General features: G+C 46.0%; 12 protein-coding genes. 6 read left to right on the forward strand and 6 right to left on the reverse strand.

Features of this window, described 5'->3' with window-relative positions:
* Position 1: 1 nt before the first annotated feature.
* Together IGJ17_RS11490 and IGJ17_RS11495 are read left to right on the forward strand one after the other, a co-directional pair.
* Positions 2-1,045, forward strand: a complete 1,044-nt coding sequence (locus tag IGJ17_RS11490; RefSeq protein ID WP_008378975.1) for a DUF58 domain-containing protein — start codon at positions 2-4, stop codon at positions 1,043-1,045.
* Positions 1,042-3,180, forward strand: coding sequence for a transglutaminase domain-containing protein (locus tag IGJ17_RS11495; protein ID WP_429961415.1), 2,139 nt, complete (start codon positions 1,042-1,044; stop codon positions 3,178-3,180). The genes IGJ17_RS11490 and IGJ17_RS11495 overlap by 4 nt, the downstream gene beginning before the upstream one ends.
* A gap of 58 nt (positions 3,181-3,238) precedes the next feature.
* On the opposite strand, the gene IGJ17_RS11500 is transcribed toward IGJ17_RS11495, so the two are convergent.
* Positions 3,239-5,890, reverse strand: coding sequence for a cation-translocating P-type ATPase (locus IGJ17_RS11500; RefSeq protein WP_429961631.1), 2,652 nt, complete (start codon positions 5,888-5,890; stop codon positions 3,239-3,241).
* 349 nt (positions 5,891-6,239) lie between these two features.
* On the opposite strand from IGJ17_RS11500, the gene IGJ17_RS11505 reads away from it, so the two are divergent.
* Positions 6,240-6,983, forward strand: coding sequence for an NADPH-dependent oxidoreductase (locus tag IGJ17_RS11505; protein ID WP_429961416.1), 744 nt, complete (start codon positions 6,240-6,242; stop codon positions 6,981-6,983).
* A 120-nt stretch (positions 6,984-7,103) separates the two neighbouring features.
* On the opposite strand, the gene IGJ17_RS11510 is transcribed toward IGJ17_RS11505, so the two are convergent.
* Positions 7,104-7,454 (reverse strand): hypothetical protein, encoded by a 351-nt coding sequence (locus IGJ17_RS11510; protein WP_142971541.1) that lies wholly within the window; start codon positions 7,452-7,454, stop codon positions 7,104-7,106.
* A 160-nt stretch (positions 7,455-7,614) separates the two neighbouring features.
* Between IGJ17_RS11510 and IGJ17_RS11515 the strand changes: the two genes are divergently transcribed.
* Both IGJ17_RS11515 and IGJ17_RS11520 read left to right on the forward strand, forming a co-directional pair.
* Entirely contained in the window at positions 7,615-7,923 is a 309-nt protein-coding gene (locus IGJ17_RS11515; RefSeq protein ID WP_008378984.1) for a DUF5960 family protein, read from the forward strand.
* Positions 7,924-8,054: 131 nt separating this feature from the next.
* Positions 8,055-8,261 (forward strand): hypothetical protein, encoded by a 207-nt coding sequence (locus IGJ17_RS11520; RefSeq protein WP_008378986.1) that lies wholly within the window; start codon positions 8,055-8,057, stop codon positions 8,259-8,261.
* Positions 8,262-8,404: 143 nt separating this feature from the next.
* Here the strand turns inward: IGJ17_RS11520 and IGJ17_RS11525 are convergent, their stop codons facing one another.
* Entirely contained in the window at positions 8,405-8,698 is a 294-nt protein-coding gene (locus tag IGJ17_RS11525) for a hypothetical protein (protein ID WP_016613595.1), read from the reverse strand.
* Between the two features lie 220 nt (positions 8,699-8,918).
* Positions 8,919-10,343, reverse strand: a complete 1,425-nt coding sequence (gene pepV, locus IGJ17_RS11530) for a dipeptidase PepV (RefSeq protein WP_008378990.1) — start codon at positions 10,341-10,343, stop codon at positions 8,919-8,921.
* A 159-nt stretch (positions 10,344-10,502) separates the two neighbouring features.
* Here pepV and IGJ17_RS11535 point away from each other — a divergent pair, with 159 nt between their 5' ends.
* Positions 10,503-11,339 carry an NAD(P)H-hydrate dehydratase gene (locus IGJ17_RS11535; protein WP_034872317.1) on the forward strand — a complete coding sequence of 279 codons (837 nt, stop codon included), beginning with the start codon at positions 10,503-10,505 and terminating at the stop codon, positions 11,337-11,339.
* Between the two features lie 74 nt (positions 11,340-11,413).
* Here the strand turns inward: IGJ17_RS11535 and IGJ17_RS11540 are convergent, their stop codons facing one another.
* Positions 11,414-13,468 carry a beta-galactosidase gene (locus tag IGJ17_RS11540; protein WP_016613598.1) on the reverse strand — a complete coding sequence of 685 codons (2,055 nt, stop codon included), beginning with the start codon at positions 13,466-13,468 and terminating at the stop codon, positions 11,414-11,416.
* Complete coding sequence (locus IGJ17_RS11545) at positions 13,465-15,702, reverse strand: alpha-galactosidase (protein WP_016613599.1); 2,238 nt, start codon at positions 15,700-15,702, stop codon at positions 13,465-13,467. Before IGJ17_RS11545 ends, IGJ17_RS11540 begins: the two co-directional genes overlap by 4 nt.

Here is a 15,702-nt window from a genome sequence, read left to right on the forward strand (position 1 = left end):
GATGAAGAAAAAAAAGCTTGAACGCGTGCTGCGCCTCCTGTTGTTTAGCGCTGCCTATTTTTTGCTGCTGGCTTACTGTGTGATCTTTAATAATAATGCCGGTTGGAGCCTCTGGTTTTTACTGACTCTGTTATTGTTGCTTGACGCAGTATTCTTGCTGCCCTCCCTCAAGAAGGTCCAAATCGTTTTAGAAGAATCGATCCAAGCTGAAACACAGACAGCGATCACCTTACCGCTGCAAGTCTTCAAGTATCGCCCGACGCTGCTGCCGCTAGTCGATTTCACCTTGCAGTTTGACGATCGTTTCAAGGAAAGTCATCACAGCGCCTTTTATCGAGGCAATCTGATTCGGCTCCATCTGCCTTGGACCCCAAAGGAGCGCGGCAGCTATGAAGAATTGCCCGTTCAATTGTACAGCCATGATCTCTTTGGCTTTTTTGAAAAAAGCTACGCTGCAGGTGCGAAACAATCGATTTTGATCCTACCGAAATTGAAGCTAGAAGCCGTTGCCCTATTGCCATTTTTTAAACAGCAAGTCCGCAGCCAAACCCACGGGGAACCCAATTTTTCTATTCGACAGTTCCGTCAATACCAGTTAGGGGATTCATTAAAAAATATCGATTGGAAATTATCCAGCAAACAACAGGAATTGATCTATCGCGAACGAGAATACGAAGAAGAACAAGACATCTTTCTGCTCTTTTGGGGAGAAGATCATCCTGCTTTTGAAGAGACCTTGACACTGTTTTATTCGATCCACCATTTCTCACAAAATCAACGACTTTTTCAGCCGCTCTTGATTGGTGACGGATTGACTTCCCCTTACCAAACGGATGCCGCTGCCTATGCCCAGATCCTTCCCTTCGAGAAAGTTCCTGAAGGAGTACCGCTCTTGACTGGCAGCCATCTTATCTTCATTACCCCGGTTTTCACCCCACAACTGGAAAACTACCTCAGTCAGTTGGAAGCAAAAAACAGCTGTCAAGTGTTTACCTACGCTGATTTAATGAGGCAGTTGAATGAACTTGAGGAGGTGGTAGGATGAGATTTATTAAGAAAGCACTGATTGGTCTTTTGACCTTTCTCAGTCTATCACTGGTGATCTTGCCGTTTATCGCAGTTTATGACCTTGGCAATCAGTTCACCCTTTTAACTTATGCCTTTAGTGTCTGTTTGATTTTGACCATCGTGCCGAAAGTCCGTTACAGTTTGCCTTTGCTGGCAGCCGCTTGGCTGATCGTCTTGTATCGGATCTTTCCTTATGGGACTGCCTTTTCTTTTGATTGGCTACTGCGTTTTTGGCTAGACCTGCACCGTGCCTTTCAAGAGATCCTCAGTGGTGAGGTCGGCTATATCACCGAACTGGCGGCGGTGACATTGATCGTTAGTTGGGTCTTGTTTTTAGCGATCTTGCCGATTGCTTATCAGCGCTTTTTCTTGATTTACGCCACCATGATCGGCTACTTGCTGACAGTCGTTATTTTTAATCAATTTGACTTGACGTGGCATTTGATTGGTATTTTTCTTTGCGCACTGGCTTCTTCACTGATCCAGCGCAGCACCTTTCGATCCAGTCAAACGATCGCCCCTTGGTTTGGTGTGATGCTATTGATTGGTGGCTTAGCCGTCACTGCTGTCTACTTGCCGCAAACGAGCGTGCGGGATCAGTTGGCAGCCCGTTCCACGCCTATACGGACAAATCTGAATCAGCTGGGTTTTTATCAATTTATTGAAGAACATGGCACCCCCACTGGTTCTCGCACGGGTTTCAGTGAAAATGATCGTCAATTAGGCGGACCACTACTTGATGATGCGACGATTTTATTTGAAGCGCAACAAGAAACCCCGCATTACTGGCGGGTGGAAAGCAAAGACTTTTATTCTGGTAAAGGCTGGATCAGTACGAGCCGCGAAGACGTTCGCTTGGAAGCAGACGATGTCACCATCGCTGACCAGAGCTATCAACAAACCTATCCTGAGAATGAACAAGTGCGGATCCAATTCCAAAACCATGGAGACTATGTGGCATTGCCCTATGGCCGCAGTAGGTTATCCCTTGAAAGCGGCGCACGTGGCTTTCAAATCAGCGACGCTATTCAACGGGTCGATTTGATTGATTCGCTACCAGACACGGCCTTGACCCTCGATTGGGACCATCCCGATTTTGCCGCTGAAAATCTTCAGAATCTGCCCTTGATTTATCCGGATACACCGATCAATTATATCCAACTGCCTGACTCCTTACCGCAACGAGTGCAAGACCTCGCTGTTGAGATCACTGCTGACAGCAACAGTCTGTTTGACCGAGTCACCGCAATTGAAAGCTATTTGAAAGATCCGCTAGTATTTCGCTATTCCAAGACCGATGCCGTCGTGCCTGCAGAAGAGCAAGATTACGTTGATCAATTTTTATTTGAATCACAAGTCGGCTACTGCGACAATTTTTCCACGGCAATGGTCGTTCTACTACGGAGTTTAGAGATCCCTGCTCGCTGGGCAAAAGGCTTTTCTCCCGGCTCTCCTACAACAGAAAACGGCATCACTACCTATACCGTTCGCAACTTGAATGCCCACTCGTGGGTGGAAGTCTACTTTGACGGATACGGTTGGGTGCCTTTTGAACCGACACCTAGTTTCCAAAATCCAGATCGTCCCGTGTTGACTCAAGAATCTACTAGCTCCGAAGAAACGCCGACCGCTAGCAGCGAGACAATACCAACGAGCAGCACGGAAACAGAAAGTAGTGAAACCACGACCAGCAGTTCGGCAACAGCCGCGGTTACCGATGATGTTTGGTTGACTGAGGAGCTGAAACAAACGCTGCGTAATGGCTTCTTTGGAGGCTTAGCTCTCCTAGGACTTGGCCTACTTTTCTATTTCCGCCATTCGTTTTTCCGTATTCATTTATGGTTGATCTGCCGCTTTAACAAACAGCCGCTAGTTACTGCCTATCCTTTGTTTTTAAGGCAAACGACGAAAGTTTTGTACCGTAACGAGGCGGAGCCGTTGATCGATTATGCCCAACGACTCGAAGCATTCTATCCACTGTTTCATGGTGATTTTATCCGCTTGACGCAGCAATACGAAGCCTACCTTTACAGCCAGGAACAGCCGGCTGGTCAAGAAGCCTTCTTGAAGCAAGTCGCTGCCCAAATCAGTCAGCTGAAAAAAATCAACTAAGCAGTGAGGAGAAACGACAAAAAAACGTATCGATCAAAGGATCGATACGTTTTTTGCTTTAGGCGTTTCCTCGACGTTTTTGAACGGCAATAATAATCAGCTTTGTGATTTCCATCAAAACAACTGCCACAGCAGCCATTGCGATACATAGACCGACATGTCCTAAAGTGAAGGTTGCTGGAATCGCAAAGACTTCACGGATGCCAGGAATCAAGGTAATGCTGTATAGTCCACCACAAACGACGATCGCCAACCACACCATTTTATTGGCAAAAAGGCCAGCTTGCCAAGCAGTCTCGGTATTTGAGCGTGCTGGCAATGTTTGCAATGTCCGGCTCCAGATAAGTGTTGAGAAGGCCATCGCTACACCTAACTCAGGTGATTGGCTCATCCCTAACCATTGTGCCAAAATCACGACAGCGGCAATCAAAATACCGCGATACGTTACTGAGATCAATGTTTTTCCAGTGAAGATACCAGCATTTGGATCTCTAGGCTGACGTTGCATGATGGTTGGTTCGGCTTTTTCCATTCCCAGAGCAATTGCTGGTAATGAGTCGTTGACTAAGTTGATAAAGAGTAGCTGCAAGGCAGTAAATGGATTGTCCCAACCCATCACTAAGGCAAAGACGATCGCAATGATCGCACCTAGGTTTCCAGCAAACAAATACGAAATGGCTTTTTTGATGTTGTCAAAGACGTTTCGGCCAACTTCTACGGCACGAATGATCGAGGCAAAGTTATCATCCGTCAAGACCATCGCCGCTGCATCTTTGGCAACGTCCGTTCCGGTTCCCATTGCGATCCCGATATCCGCTTGTTTCAAGGCGGGGGCATCATTGACCCCATCTCCGGTCATGGCAGAGATCTTGCCTTTGTCTTGCCAAGCCCGCACGATACGGATTTTGTTTTCTGGCGAAACACGAGCATAGACTGTGATTTTGTCTAATTGATCCGCTAGTTCGGTTTCAGAAAGAGCATCCAATTCCGTACCAGTCAAAGCTAAGTCGCCCTCGGCTGAAATACCGATCTCTTGTGCGATCGCCACGGCTGTCGTTTTGTGGTCCCCTGTGATCATCACTGTTTTGATACCAGCAGATTTAGCATCCGCTACGGCTTGTTTGACTTCTTTACGAGGAGGATCGATCATCGCCATCAAACCAACCAAAATCAACTCGTTTTCATCCTCAAGTGTCAATTCTCGTGATTGGGCATCAGTCAATGGACGGTAAGCAAACGCCAAGACCCGTAATGCCCGTTTTGAGAATTCTTCGTTTTGATGCTGCAATTTATTTCTAATTTCATCTGTTAAAGGCACGACTTGATCATCGATCAAGACTTTGGTACTGCGGCCAAAGACGATGTCTGGACCACCTTTGGTCAACAACAAATGTTCGCCATCGATCTCATGTAAGGTGGACATCAATTTACGATCAGAATCGAAAGGCAATTCTTGCAAACGAGGAAACTGTTGACGAATCGCCCGATATGGCTGATTTAGTTTCTCACTGTAATCCAGAAACGCAATTTCAGTAGGGTCTCCTAGCTTCGCCCCATCTTCACTGATGGCAGCATCATTTGCCAAGACACTGATCTCTACTAAGCGTTTTTCAGGCAATGTCCAGGTAGTTGGCTCATCGGGGAACGTGCCCGTTTGCCCATTTGGTAAATAGTAGTCAACAACGGTCATTTTGTTTTGGGTCAAGGTCCCTGTCTTATCTGTACAAACGATACTCGTTGAACCCAATGTTTCAACCGCTGGTAGTTTTCGAATGATGGCATGACGCTTCGCCATTTGTTTTGTTCCGATCGAAAGGACGATCGTCACGATCGATTGCAATGCTTCTGGAATCGCTGCAACGGCTACGGCTACCGCAAACATAAAGGCGTTGACTAAGTCTTCCGTCATATCACCTGTTCCGTCACCTAAGAACAACCGTGCTACTTGAACCCCTAAAATAATCAATGAAAGGACCAAGATCGCTAAGCTAAGTTTTTTACTGAAGCTGTCCAGTCCTCTTTGCAATGGCGTTTTGTGTTCAACCGTACTTTCCAATAAGCCAGCCACTTGACCGATTTCCGTCACATTACCAGTCGCGGTTACGATAAACCGACCACGCCCATAAGTGACGATCGTTCCACTGAAGACCATGTTGTCACGGTCGCCGATCGGTGCGGTACGATCGATCACACCTAATTCTTTTTCCGCTGGCGTTGATTCCCCAGTCAGCATTCCTTCATCGACCTTCAAAGAACCCTCTTCGATCAATCGACCATCTGCTGGTACATAGTCCCCAGCTTCTAAAATAACGATATCGCCGACAACCAATTCTTTCGCCAGCACACTTTGTTCTTTGCCATCCCGAATGACGTTAGCATCTGGTGCTGACAAGCTTTTCAAAGCGTCTAACGATCCTTCGGCTTTTTTCGTTTGTATCACACTGACGACGGAATTCAACAAGAGTACTGCGAAGATAACGATCGACTCAACGTGGGCACCCATAACCATTTGGATGATTGCCACAATCAACAAGACGATCACCATCGCATCTTTGAAGGTATCTAAGAATAAGGCAAAGCTTGATTTCTTAGGTGCTTCCTTCAGCTGGTTCAGGCCATTTTCTAACCGCTTGGCTGCCTCTTGCTGCGTCAACCCCTCTGGACTGCTCTGGACCTCTGCCATAATTTCCGAGATTTCTTTTTGATACATTTCTTTCGCCAATTTTTTTGCCCCTTTTAATTTTATTTTCCTTAGGCACTCTGCTAGAAAAAAAGAGACCTAAGACAAGTATACGCTTGTCTTAGGTCTCACCATTTCAAATAATACCAGAAAGCTGTCGCCAGCTTACTTACTGTTGATATTATCGCAGCTTGCGCCACCGGTTACTCCCCTAAGGAATAATAATAAGAATGTATCATTATCATAACGGAAACTGTTGTTCTTGGCAACTATAAAACATCAATTTGAAAATTTTTTGAAAACATTCTTTTTGTTCCCATTCCTTTTTTTCTGTTACACTAAAGAAGAAAGAAATTTGTACGTTACAGGAGGAAAAACGATGGATCTTTTTGATACTTTTACCCGCCACAGCTCTGTCAGAGATTTTCAACCCCGGCCACTATCAAAGGAACTCAAGCAAAAATTAGTGACGGTTGCCCAAAGTGGTTCCAGTTCGAACTTTGTTCAAGCTTATTCGATCATTGAGGTCAGTGATCCTGAAAAACTGGCTGCCATCGAAAAAATTGCCGGTGCCCCAAATTACATCACTCGAACGGGGGTCTTCTATCTTTTTGTCGCCGACTTACATAAGCATCAGCAGCTGCTGACCCAAGCAGGGTTGCCGGATACCCACTTAACCACGATGGAACCGTTTATTGTGTCTGTCGTTGATACGACGATCGCTGCCCAAAATATGGTAGCATATGCTGAAGCACAAGACTTAGGAATTTGCTACATCGGCGGCATCCGCAATGATTTGCCTCGTATCGCAGAACTTGTCGGCTTACCAAAATTGACGTTTCCGTTATTCGGCTTGACGATCGGTTATCCGCAACATAGAAATGAGCCGAAAGTCCGCTTGCCTCAAGAAGCGATCGTAAGTGTCGATCAGTATCAACCGCTGACGCAGGAGCAAACAGCCCAGTACAACCAAACGACGGAAGCCTATTATGCACAGCGCAGCAGCAATCAACAGCAAACCAATTGGCAAATGAAAATGACGGAATTTTTCCGTGAACCGCGACGTCCAGATGTCGCTGCCTTTATGAAGCAACAAGGCTTCTCAGACCACTTCGGCGAATGAGGACACTAATCACCATGGGAAAATAAAAAACGATCTTTGGCAAGGAATCTTGTCAGGATCGTTTTTTTGCTTGGTGTAAAAAATCAGGTTCAGGCTGCTCTTGTATCTTTGTCGCGCTAATTAACGTGCGGCTTCTTGTGCGGTTTCGTTGACGGCAACTGCCTGCTCACATTTTTCCATTAATTCTACGAATGCTTTATCTAACACGGCTGCATTTTCGGAGGTTCGCTGACTGATTTGCGTCATAGGTTGCGCCGCAAGATCCAGCAAATAGGTAGGGATTGCTTCTTTTTCAGAAAAAGTGCCCTTGATCAGCGGCTGGTAGACAGACTCGCCACAAGGTCCAGTTTTGATAAAGGCTAGTTCGAACTGCGCCTTCCCTGACAAGCGCAACCGATAGACCCCTTCATTGGTCAGCAGTTTTTCATCGGTAAAGCGTGCCTGTAATCGTGCAAAGCGTTCATAATCCATGGTATCTGCTCCTTTTTGATTCCTTCTTTCCTCTAGTGTAGCAAATTTCTTGTTAGCAAAACATCTTTTTCATAGAGAACTCCCCCTTTTTCCTCGTTTGGTGATTTTCCACTTTACAAACAGAACAAACGTTCGTATAATTCAAGTGAGGTGAATGCGTATGCCAGCTGCAAAAATCGCTTATGCAAAACAAGAAACCTATGCATTTGAAAAACACTATTATGAATTGGTAAACTTTCCCACACCAGTGGCGCTTTTGTTTGATGAATTCGCATTGACGATGGAGCGCAATCAAAAATCATATATTGCGATCCCCGCGCGCTATTCCGTCTTAAAGGTTCCGCTCGTCTTTGTTTTTCGACTAGAGACTAAGGATGCGCCTGTTTATTATTATGAGCACGTACTTGCTGAAAATAAGATCATTCGCCGCTACAACCCCGAACGTAACTATTTGCCCGGCGGAAGATAGACCAATGGTCCCCACCCCCGTTTACTGTACCAAGCGGCTGCTCTCTCCTCATGAAAATCACTGAGCAGCAGTTCGAATGTTTGTCATCAAAACAAAACCCCTCTATACTAAAAAGAAAGGGGTTTTTCACAATGACGAAAAAACCGCCGCAAACGTCTGAAGAAAAAGAAGCCGCTTCTAACAATATGGGATTGGGGATCGGTGTCGGAATGGCCTTAGGTGCTGCATTTGGGATGCTGTTTTTTGACAACCTGGCATTAGGCATGGGTTTAGGCATCGCACTAGGTGTAGCGATCGGTGCCGGTATGGATCAAAAAAGCAACAAAGACAAGAAATAGCTGAAGCAAAGAGCTGTGTTTATCTGTCACAGCTTGCTGCCCAGTAAATACCCAAAAAGCCTAGGTTCTGCACTTGTTGTACAGGACCTAGGCTTTTTTGCTACTTCGAGCAATATTCTCGAAAACAGTTGCTTCACAGTTGGTTACAGCAGATTTCTTTTCGCCATTTCCGCGCGATACAGTTCATAGACCGCATCACTTTGCTTTGCATGGCTGCGGTAAAAGAGCCCATAAGAGAAAATCGCTTGGAAATTGCTTCCTTGATTTGCTCGTGCTACAGCGTGGTACAAATTCGCCAATTGCTGATCAGACATCTTCCCGCTTTTGATTCGTTTGGCAACTGCTTTTTGGGAAAGGGTAAATAAAACCGTCGTAAATATTTGATAAACCACCCAAATCGCCAGAATAACCAAAATAAATTTCACCAAATCAGGCATCACTTTTCAACTCCTTACAAAAAGTAAATCATTCGGATGATTTGATGTCAATAATAAAATAACCCAACGAAAATAAAATATTTATTTTCTAAAGTAATAAAATAACAGTACGACAATGATTAAAACAATCAGTCGTACTGCTATTCCTTTATTGCCTCTATTCATCTAAGTATCAATAAATCGACTCCGCTAAAAAAGAATAGACGGTATCAATATCTCTTTATTTCGCCAAACGGTAGATAGCATCTGCATAGATCACCGCTGCGTTGAATAGGTCATCCAAGCTCATGAATTCATTGGCTTGGTGCATGGTATCAACATAGCCTGGGAACATTGCGCCATAGGCAACGCCGCGTTTCAATAGACGGCCGTATGTGCCGCCGCCGATGATTTGTTCAAAGCCTTTTTCGCCGGTATGTTCTTCATAAACCGCCAATAAAGTTTCTACCAATGGATCATCTGCTGGCACGTAGTGAGGTTCCATGTTGCGGTCATTTCGAGTAACGGTGGCCCCTTCCATACCGACGGTGCGTTCCACACCGATTTCAAGTCCTTCCGCAGTTACCCCTTTAGGATAACGGAAGTTCAATGCGATAAAGTTGTCTGCTTGCGTTCCTGCTTGGTTCGCTTTAAAAGCAAACAAGCCAGCATTCATAGTCAATTTACCCATTTTTTCGTCTTCGTACGCCACACCTAATTTTTCACCGTAGAAATCTTCATGGACATAGGCTGCTGCTGCATGGATGAATTGTTTTGCGCCGCCGCCAAAGGCATAGTTATCTAAGAAGACTGCTAAGAAAGTCCCCGCATTGATTCCTGATTGTGGGCTGGCACCATGAGCACCTTTACCGACTAATTCGATCGTCACTTGTTCATTTTCTGTTTCAATCGTGCCCGTCACTGGATTGGCTTCGACGTAATCGAAAAAGGCTTTTTCGATCGCTAATGCTTCTTCTGTTGATGGAGCAATGAAGCTTGCCGTTGCCGTTCCTGGTACCATATTTTCCCGCAAGCCAGCAGTAAAGCTTTGTAGCGTGAAGTCTCCTTCATTGTTGCCTTGGAAATGGATCCCTAATGTCACATTCCCTTTTTCCCCATTGATGATTGGGAAATTGGCATCTGGCGAGAAGCCAAAATCAGGCTTTTCTTCATGCTCAAAGTAGTAATCCATATCTGCCCAGCCGCTTTCTTCATCAGAACCAACGACAAAACGGATTTTTTTCGATAATGGCAAGCCCAATTCTTTAATGATTTTCATCCCATAATAGGCGGCCATTGAAGGACCTTTATCATCAGAAGAACCACGAGCATAGATTTTGTTGTCATTGATGACTGGATCATAAGGATCGGTTGACCAGCCGTCACCTGCAGGAACAACATCCATGTGACCGAAGATCCCTAATGTTTCGTCTCCTTCACCAAATTCGATGTGACCAGCGTAATTATCGACGTTTTTGACTGTGAAGCCATCACGTTCACCATAAGCTAGCATGTGTAGCAACGCATCACGAGGTCCAGGACCAAATGGCGCGTCCGCAGTCACTTTATCATCTTCTCTTTCACTTTTCACTTTCAATAGATCAATCAAGTCGTTCAGCAAATCGTCTTTGCGGGCTTCGACCTCTTTTTTCCAATCGATTGTCATAGTGTTCCCTCCATTTCTGTTCTCGCTATTTATGATAACACTCTTAAACCAAAAAAGGAAAAAAAATTGCGCCTTTTTCCACGGGTCTTTTCTATGAAATTTCTAGGAAACAGGTATAATAAATATAACTCGATTTTGATTAACGAAAGGAGTCATTGCATGGTGCAACTTGATTCTGCGATTTTATCCAAAGTGATCCAACAGCGCCCGACAAAAAGCCACAAAGGTACCTTTGGCCGGGCCGTTTTAGTAGGGGGCAACCGCCAATTCGGTGGGGCGATCTTAATGGCGGCGCAAGCCTGTGTATATGGGGGAACTGGTTTGACCACTGTGATCTCCGATGGCGTCAATCGAACCGCCCTGCACGCCCGCTTGCCTGAAGCGATGTTTGTCGATTGGCAGCAAACAGAACTGATCGATACGGTCACCGAATCGGCGGACGTCCTACTGATTGGTCCCGGATTAGGAGAAGGAAAAAGCAATTTTGATCTGCTGCAGCGGATCGTTTCTGCCCAAAAAGAACACCAATGGTTGGTGATCGATGGTTCGGCGATCAATTTGGCTGCCAAATATCCGCTGATCATCCCCTTTCCTGAACAAGTCGTCTTCACGCCGCATCAGATGGAATGGCAACGGCTCAGCGGACTGGCAATTGCCGACCAGACCGAAGAAAACAATCAGCAAGCCCAACAAAAACTCGGAAGTCTGGTGGTCTTAAAAAGCCATCGCACGCAAATTTACGGTAGCAGCATCGCCCAAAATCCCCTCGGAACACCCGCAATGGCGACTGGTGGGATGGGTGATACGCTGGCAGGCATGATTACCAGCTTTTTGGCACAGTTTGAAAAAACAGAGGAAACGATCCACGCGGCTGTCTATCTCCATAGCCTGATTGGCGAAGCATTGGCAGAAGAGCACTATGTCGTGTTGCCGACACAAATCAGTGCCGCATTGCCTCAATGGATGAAAAAGCACCAAGCAGCCGATCCAGAATGATTTCTGATAAACCATTCATCAAAAAAACGTCCCTTTCTGCATTTGTCGAAAGGGACGTTTTTTCCAATGGTCAGCTAATTGTTAAAATAAACCACTCGCACTTCATACGGCGCCAAGGTTGCTGTTTGAGGGACTGCTTGATTGGTCTCTAAATCAACGACTTCTTTGATCAAGTGTAGTGTCTGCTCTTTCTCAGAAAAATTCATGATGAAAAAGTACGTTCGTTCTGGACTGATCCTGCCTTGGATCGAGACTGCAGGATTGGCATGCGCGATCCTTTCCTCTGCCAAGGACAGCTCACGGACCAAAGAGGCATAAAACTGTTCGAAAAAGTCATAGTTGGTGCGAGCCGCCAGATAGTAGGCGGTGCCTGCACCAAAGGTATGTTTGGTGATCGCAGGTGTTCCTTGGTAAAAATCCGTTTGATACACCCCTAGTACCTCCGCTGTTTCGGCTTCGATGATTGCAGAATAGTCCCGTGTTTCAAAGGGCTGTCCTTGAAAAACCACTTGATTGTGTTCAGTGTCAAAAAGAGTTTCCAGCTCCAGCACGTTGATGCCTAATAACCCTCGCAACGGCTGTGGCAAGCCCCCCAGATACAACAGGTCGGTTTCATTGACCATGCCGCTAAAGTAACTGGAAATCAAGGTACCACCAGCTTCCGTGTACTGGCAAAGTTTTGCCATCGTCTCCGAGGTCATCAAGTAAAGCATCGGAGCGATCACCAACCGATAGTCAGAAAAATCTTGCTCTGGCGTCAAAATATCGACAGCGATGTCTTGTTCCCAGAAATAACGATAATGCTCCTGCAACGTTTGCGGATACCGTCTGGTTGGTCGACCAAACCCGCCGCCTCGCTTCAATGCCCAGTTGCTTTCCCAGTCAAAAAGGATCGCCACTGCTTTTTTTCTTGTGGTTCCTTGAATCTCTTTGATTTTTTCCAAGCGCTTGCCGTAAGCCGCAACTTCTTTGAAGACCCTATTCTCCGTGGAATCATCATGTCCCACGACTGCCCCATGGAATTTTTCTGAATTGCCGCGGGATTGGCGCCATTGAAAATACAAGGTACTATCTGAGCCGTGAGCGATCTGCTGCATGGCACTCAACTGATGGACACCAGGCTTTTTCGCTTTATTGAAGGAATGCCAGTTAACAAAACTCGGCGTGCATTCCATCACTAAAAAGGGCTGTTTCTTCAAAGACCAGTACTGGTCATGCACATAGGCAGATTTCATTGCTGTCGCTGCCAAAGATTCAAAGTTGTTGTTCCAATCAGGGTAACTATCCCAGCTAACGATGTCCACATGACGAGCAAACTTGCTGTAGTCAATGCCTTCCAAAGGAATAAAGTCTTGGGTAGCATGTCCTTCCGCCATAAAATTCGTCGTCACAGGAATGTCCGGTGTCAGCTGACGGATCGGCGCACATTCATGCAAATAAAAATCGATCGTCCTATCTGTGACAAATCGTTTCCAATCAAGATCCATGCCATGCACTTTGTGTTCCCCTAAAGGTGAAGGCGGTAAAACCTGCGACCAATCAGAGTACGTACCGCCCCAAAAAGAAGTCCACCAGGCATGATTCAACGTGGCTAAATCACCATATTTTTTTTGCAGCCAGCTGCGCCAGTTTTCCTGACAATAGGAGCAAAAGCATTCCCCAGAGTACTCATTGGAGATATGCCACATGGCTAATGCCGGATGCTTGCCGTAACGTTTTGCCAACTGTTGATTGATTTGCGTCACCTTTTCCCGATAGATCGGTGAAGAGTAACAGTGATTGTGGCGAAACCCATGGGTATGTTTTTGTCCTTGGGCGTTGGTCCGATTGACTTCGGGATACTTTTGGCTCAACCATTGAGGACGCCCACCGCTAGGAGTGGCCAAAATGACTTTGCCGCCGATGTCATGGATCTGATCAAACACACGATCCAACCAGTCAAACTGATAAACGCCTTCTTGCGGCTCTAAGGCACTCCAAGCAAACACCCCTAATGTGACGGTGTTGACATGGGCTTGCTGCATATAAGCAAGATCCTTTTGCAAGATTTCTGGATAAGCCAGCCATTGATCGGGGTTGTAATCCCCGCCATGCATAAACTGCTGATCAAACAATTGATTGCTCATCATTCTGCTCCTTTTTTGGCTTGTAAATGGTATACAAATGATTGAAAATCGCCAGTGACTTGCGCCGTTCCATGGTTGACGGCATTAAACTGATAAGGTTTACGCAACCCTAATTGTCTTAACAGCTGACCAGAGACGGGTTCGCCATTGACCTGGTACACCTGTTGGCCATCGAGAAAGGCTGCGGGCAAAAAGTCTTCCGCCGTCGGATTGGCTTGTGCCAACACGCGAAAGAAAGCAACCAATGCTTCTTCGTTTTGCGGATCATACACCGCCCAAGTTTTTTCATTGGCATGTTCCAACTGCTGCAGCTGATAAAAAGTACCAAAGGTCAGCAATTGCCGCTGCTTTTTATAAAAAACGATTTGGGATTTGATCGCCTGCTTTTCAGCTTCAGACAAGTGAAAGAGATCGAGTTCATACCCCAATGGCCCAAACATTGCGACGGTTTGCCGAAAGGCTAAAGAAGTTGCCCGGCCGACTTGGTGGTTTGGTACCGCCGACACGTGATTGCTGAAGGAGGACAACGGATACCCTAGCAACGTTCCGCTTTGGATGGCTAAACGTTCCACTGCATCACTATCATCACTAGGCCAAATCTGCGGACTGTAAAACAAGATCCCCAAATCGTATCTGCCCCCGCCGCCAGCACAGCCTTCAAGCAAAAGGGTCGGAAACGCCGCTAAGATTTTTTCATATAAGCGATAAAGGCCTAAAATATAACGATGATAAAACTCCGTCTGAGAAATTCCCTGTTCCGCTAAGTAAGGAGAGTAAGCTTCCGTGATATTGCGGTTCATATCCCATTTGATGTAATCCAGCTTGGTTTCAAGGATCACTTTTTGCATCGCTTCGAAAATTGCCTCGACCACTGCTGGATTGGCAAAATCCAACACGTATTGCCCGCGCCCCACAGAGATCCGCTCATAAGGATGCTTGACTACCCACTCAGGATGCTCTTGGTACAACTGACTATCTGGCGAAACCATTTCCGGTTCAAACCAGATCCCCAGCTGCAGCTGCATGGCATGAATTTTCTCAGCAAAAGAGCCGATTCCTTTTGGAAATTTGGCAGGGTCCGCCACCCAATCGCCTAATGAACTGCGGTCGTTGTTACGTTTTCCAAACCAACCATCATCCAGCACAAAGCACTCCATCCCTAACGCCTTGCTTTCTTGGGCTAAGGTCAACAGCTTCTCTTCATTAAAATCAAAATAAGTCGCTTCCCAGTTATTAAAGACGATCGGCCGCTGCCGCTTTTGCCAATAAGGGGCAATCACATGCTTTTCGATAAATTGGGCGGATTCTTGACTCAAACCATTCAGGCCAGCAGCGGTGAAGGTGAAGAGACATTCCGGCGCTTCAAAGGTTTCTCCTTGTGAAAGCTGCCAGCTGAAATGTTCAGGATGTATCCCCAACATCAATCGAACGTTGTCCCATTCATCCATTTCTGCTTGCGCCAAAAAGTTACCAGAATAAATCAGGTTGGCACCGTAGACGTGACCAGTGTCATTGGTGGCTTGCTGTTCTTTTAAGGCGACAAAAGGATTGTGCTGATGACCAGACGCTCCTTTTAACGAGCCAACACTGATCGTCCCTTGGGTCAAAGGGACCGTCTTGATATGCCGTTCTTTCAGCCATGCGCCTGAAAGATGCAGCAGTTCAAAATCGCGATTTTTCAGCTCCAAGACACCACTCAAAAAGCGCTGGATGGTTCTAGGCTTGCTTCCCGTATTGGTCAGTGTCTGCTGCCTCGTGATGGTTCCTGATCCTTTGAAGATCGTATAGGTGATCGCCATTTCCAGCTGTCGCTCTTGATCTACTAATTCAAAGACGATGCTTTGGCTTTCATCGGCAGCCGCGAAGCTGGCTGGTTGCGCCAGCTTTCGTTCTTTGCCCTCAAAACAGTGAAAAGCCACAAGTTTAAAATCAACATAAAGTGGGGTTTCTTCCTCAAAAACCGACACTACCCCTTCTCGAAAATCAGAAGTCCCATACGTTGGCAATTCTTGAAAACGGTCTGCCAAGGTAAAAAGATTGTCTGCTTCAAAAAATTTGACGGTTCCTGCCGATTTATTCTCTTTTTTCTCAAGGTACGCTTGATCAAACGGCGCCAGTGTGCCTAGAGATGGCCCAAAATAGACATGACCCAGTTGCTGATTTGGTAACACATTTATGATATAACTGATTTTTTCATTGTATAAGTGAAAGAGTTGTTCGTTCTTTATTTCTATCAT

The sequence above is a fragment of the Enterococcus sp. DIV1096b genome, from assembly GCF_050498765.1.
GTDB lineage: Bacteria > Bacillota > Bacilli > Lactobacillales > Enterococcaceae > Enterococcus_D > Enterococcus_D entomosocium.

Bases quoted from the DNA above. Each gene is read 5' to 3' on its own strand.
- IGJ17_RS11520 (WP_008378986.1), top strand. From the start codon at position 8,055: ATGACGAAAAAACCGCCGCAAACGTCTGAAGAAAAAGAAGCCGCTTCT.
- pepV (WP_008378990.1), bottom strand. From the start codon at position 10,343: ATGACAATCGATTGGAAAAAAGAGGTCGAAGCCCGCAAAGACGATTTG.
- IGJ17_RS11545 (WP_016613599.1), bottom strand. From the start codon at position 15,702: ATGATAGAAATAAAGAACGAACAACTCTTTCACTTATACAATGAAAAA.
- IGJ17_RS11540 (WP_016613598.1), bottom strand. From the start codon at position 13,468: ATGATGAGCAATCAATTGTTTGATCAGCAGTTTATGCATGGCGGGGAT.
- IGJ17_RS11505 (WP_429961416.1), top strand. From the start codon at position 6,240: ATGGATCTTTTTGATACTTTTACCCGCCACAGCTCTGTCAGAGATTTT.
- IGJ17_RS11515 (WP_008378984.1), top strand. From the start codon at position 7,615: ATGCCAGCTGCAAAAATCGCTTATGCAAAACAAGAAACCTATGCATTT.
- IGJ17_RS11495 (WP_429961415.1), top strand. From the start codon at position 1,042: ATGAGATTTATTAAGAAAGCACTGATTGGTCTTTTGACCTTTCTCAGT.
- IGJ17_RS11490 (WP_008378975.1), top strand. From the start codon at position 2: ATGAAGAAAAAAAAGCTTGAACGCGTGCTGCGCCTCCTGTTGTTTAGC.
- IGJ17_RS11500 (WP_429961631.1), bottom strand. From the start codon at position 5,890: ATGTATCAAAAAGAAATCTCGGAAATTATGGCAGAGGTCCAGAGCAGT.
- IGJ17_RS11525 (WP_016613595.1), bottom strand. From the start codon at position 8,698: ATGCCTGATTTGGTGAAATTTATTTTGGTTATTCTGGCGATTTGGGTG.
- IGJ17_RS11510 (WP_142971541.1), bottom strand. From the start codon at position 7,454: ATGGATTATGAACGCTTTGCACGATTACAGGCACGCTTTACCGATGAA.
- IGJ17_RS11535 (WP_034872317.1), top strand. From the start codon at position 10,503: ATGGTGCAACTTGATTCTGCGATTTTATCCAAAGTGATCCAACAGCGC.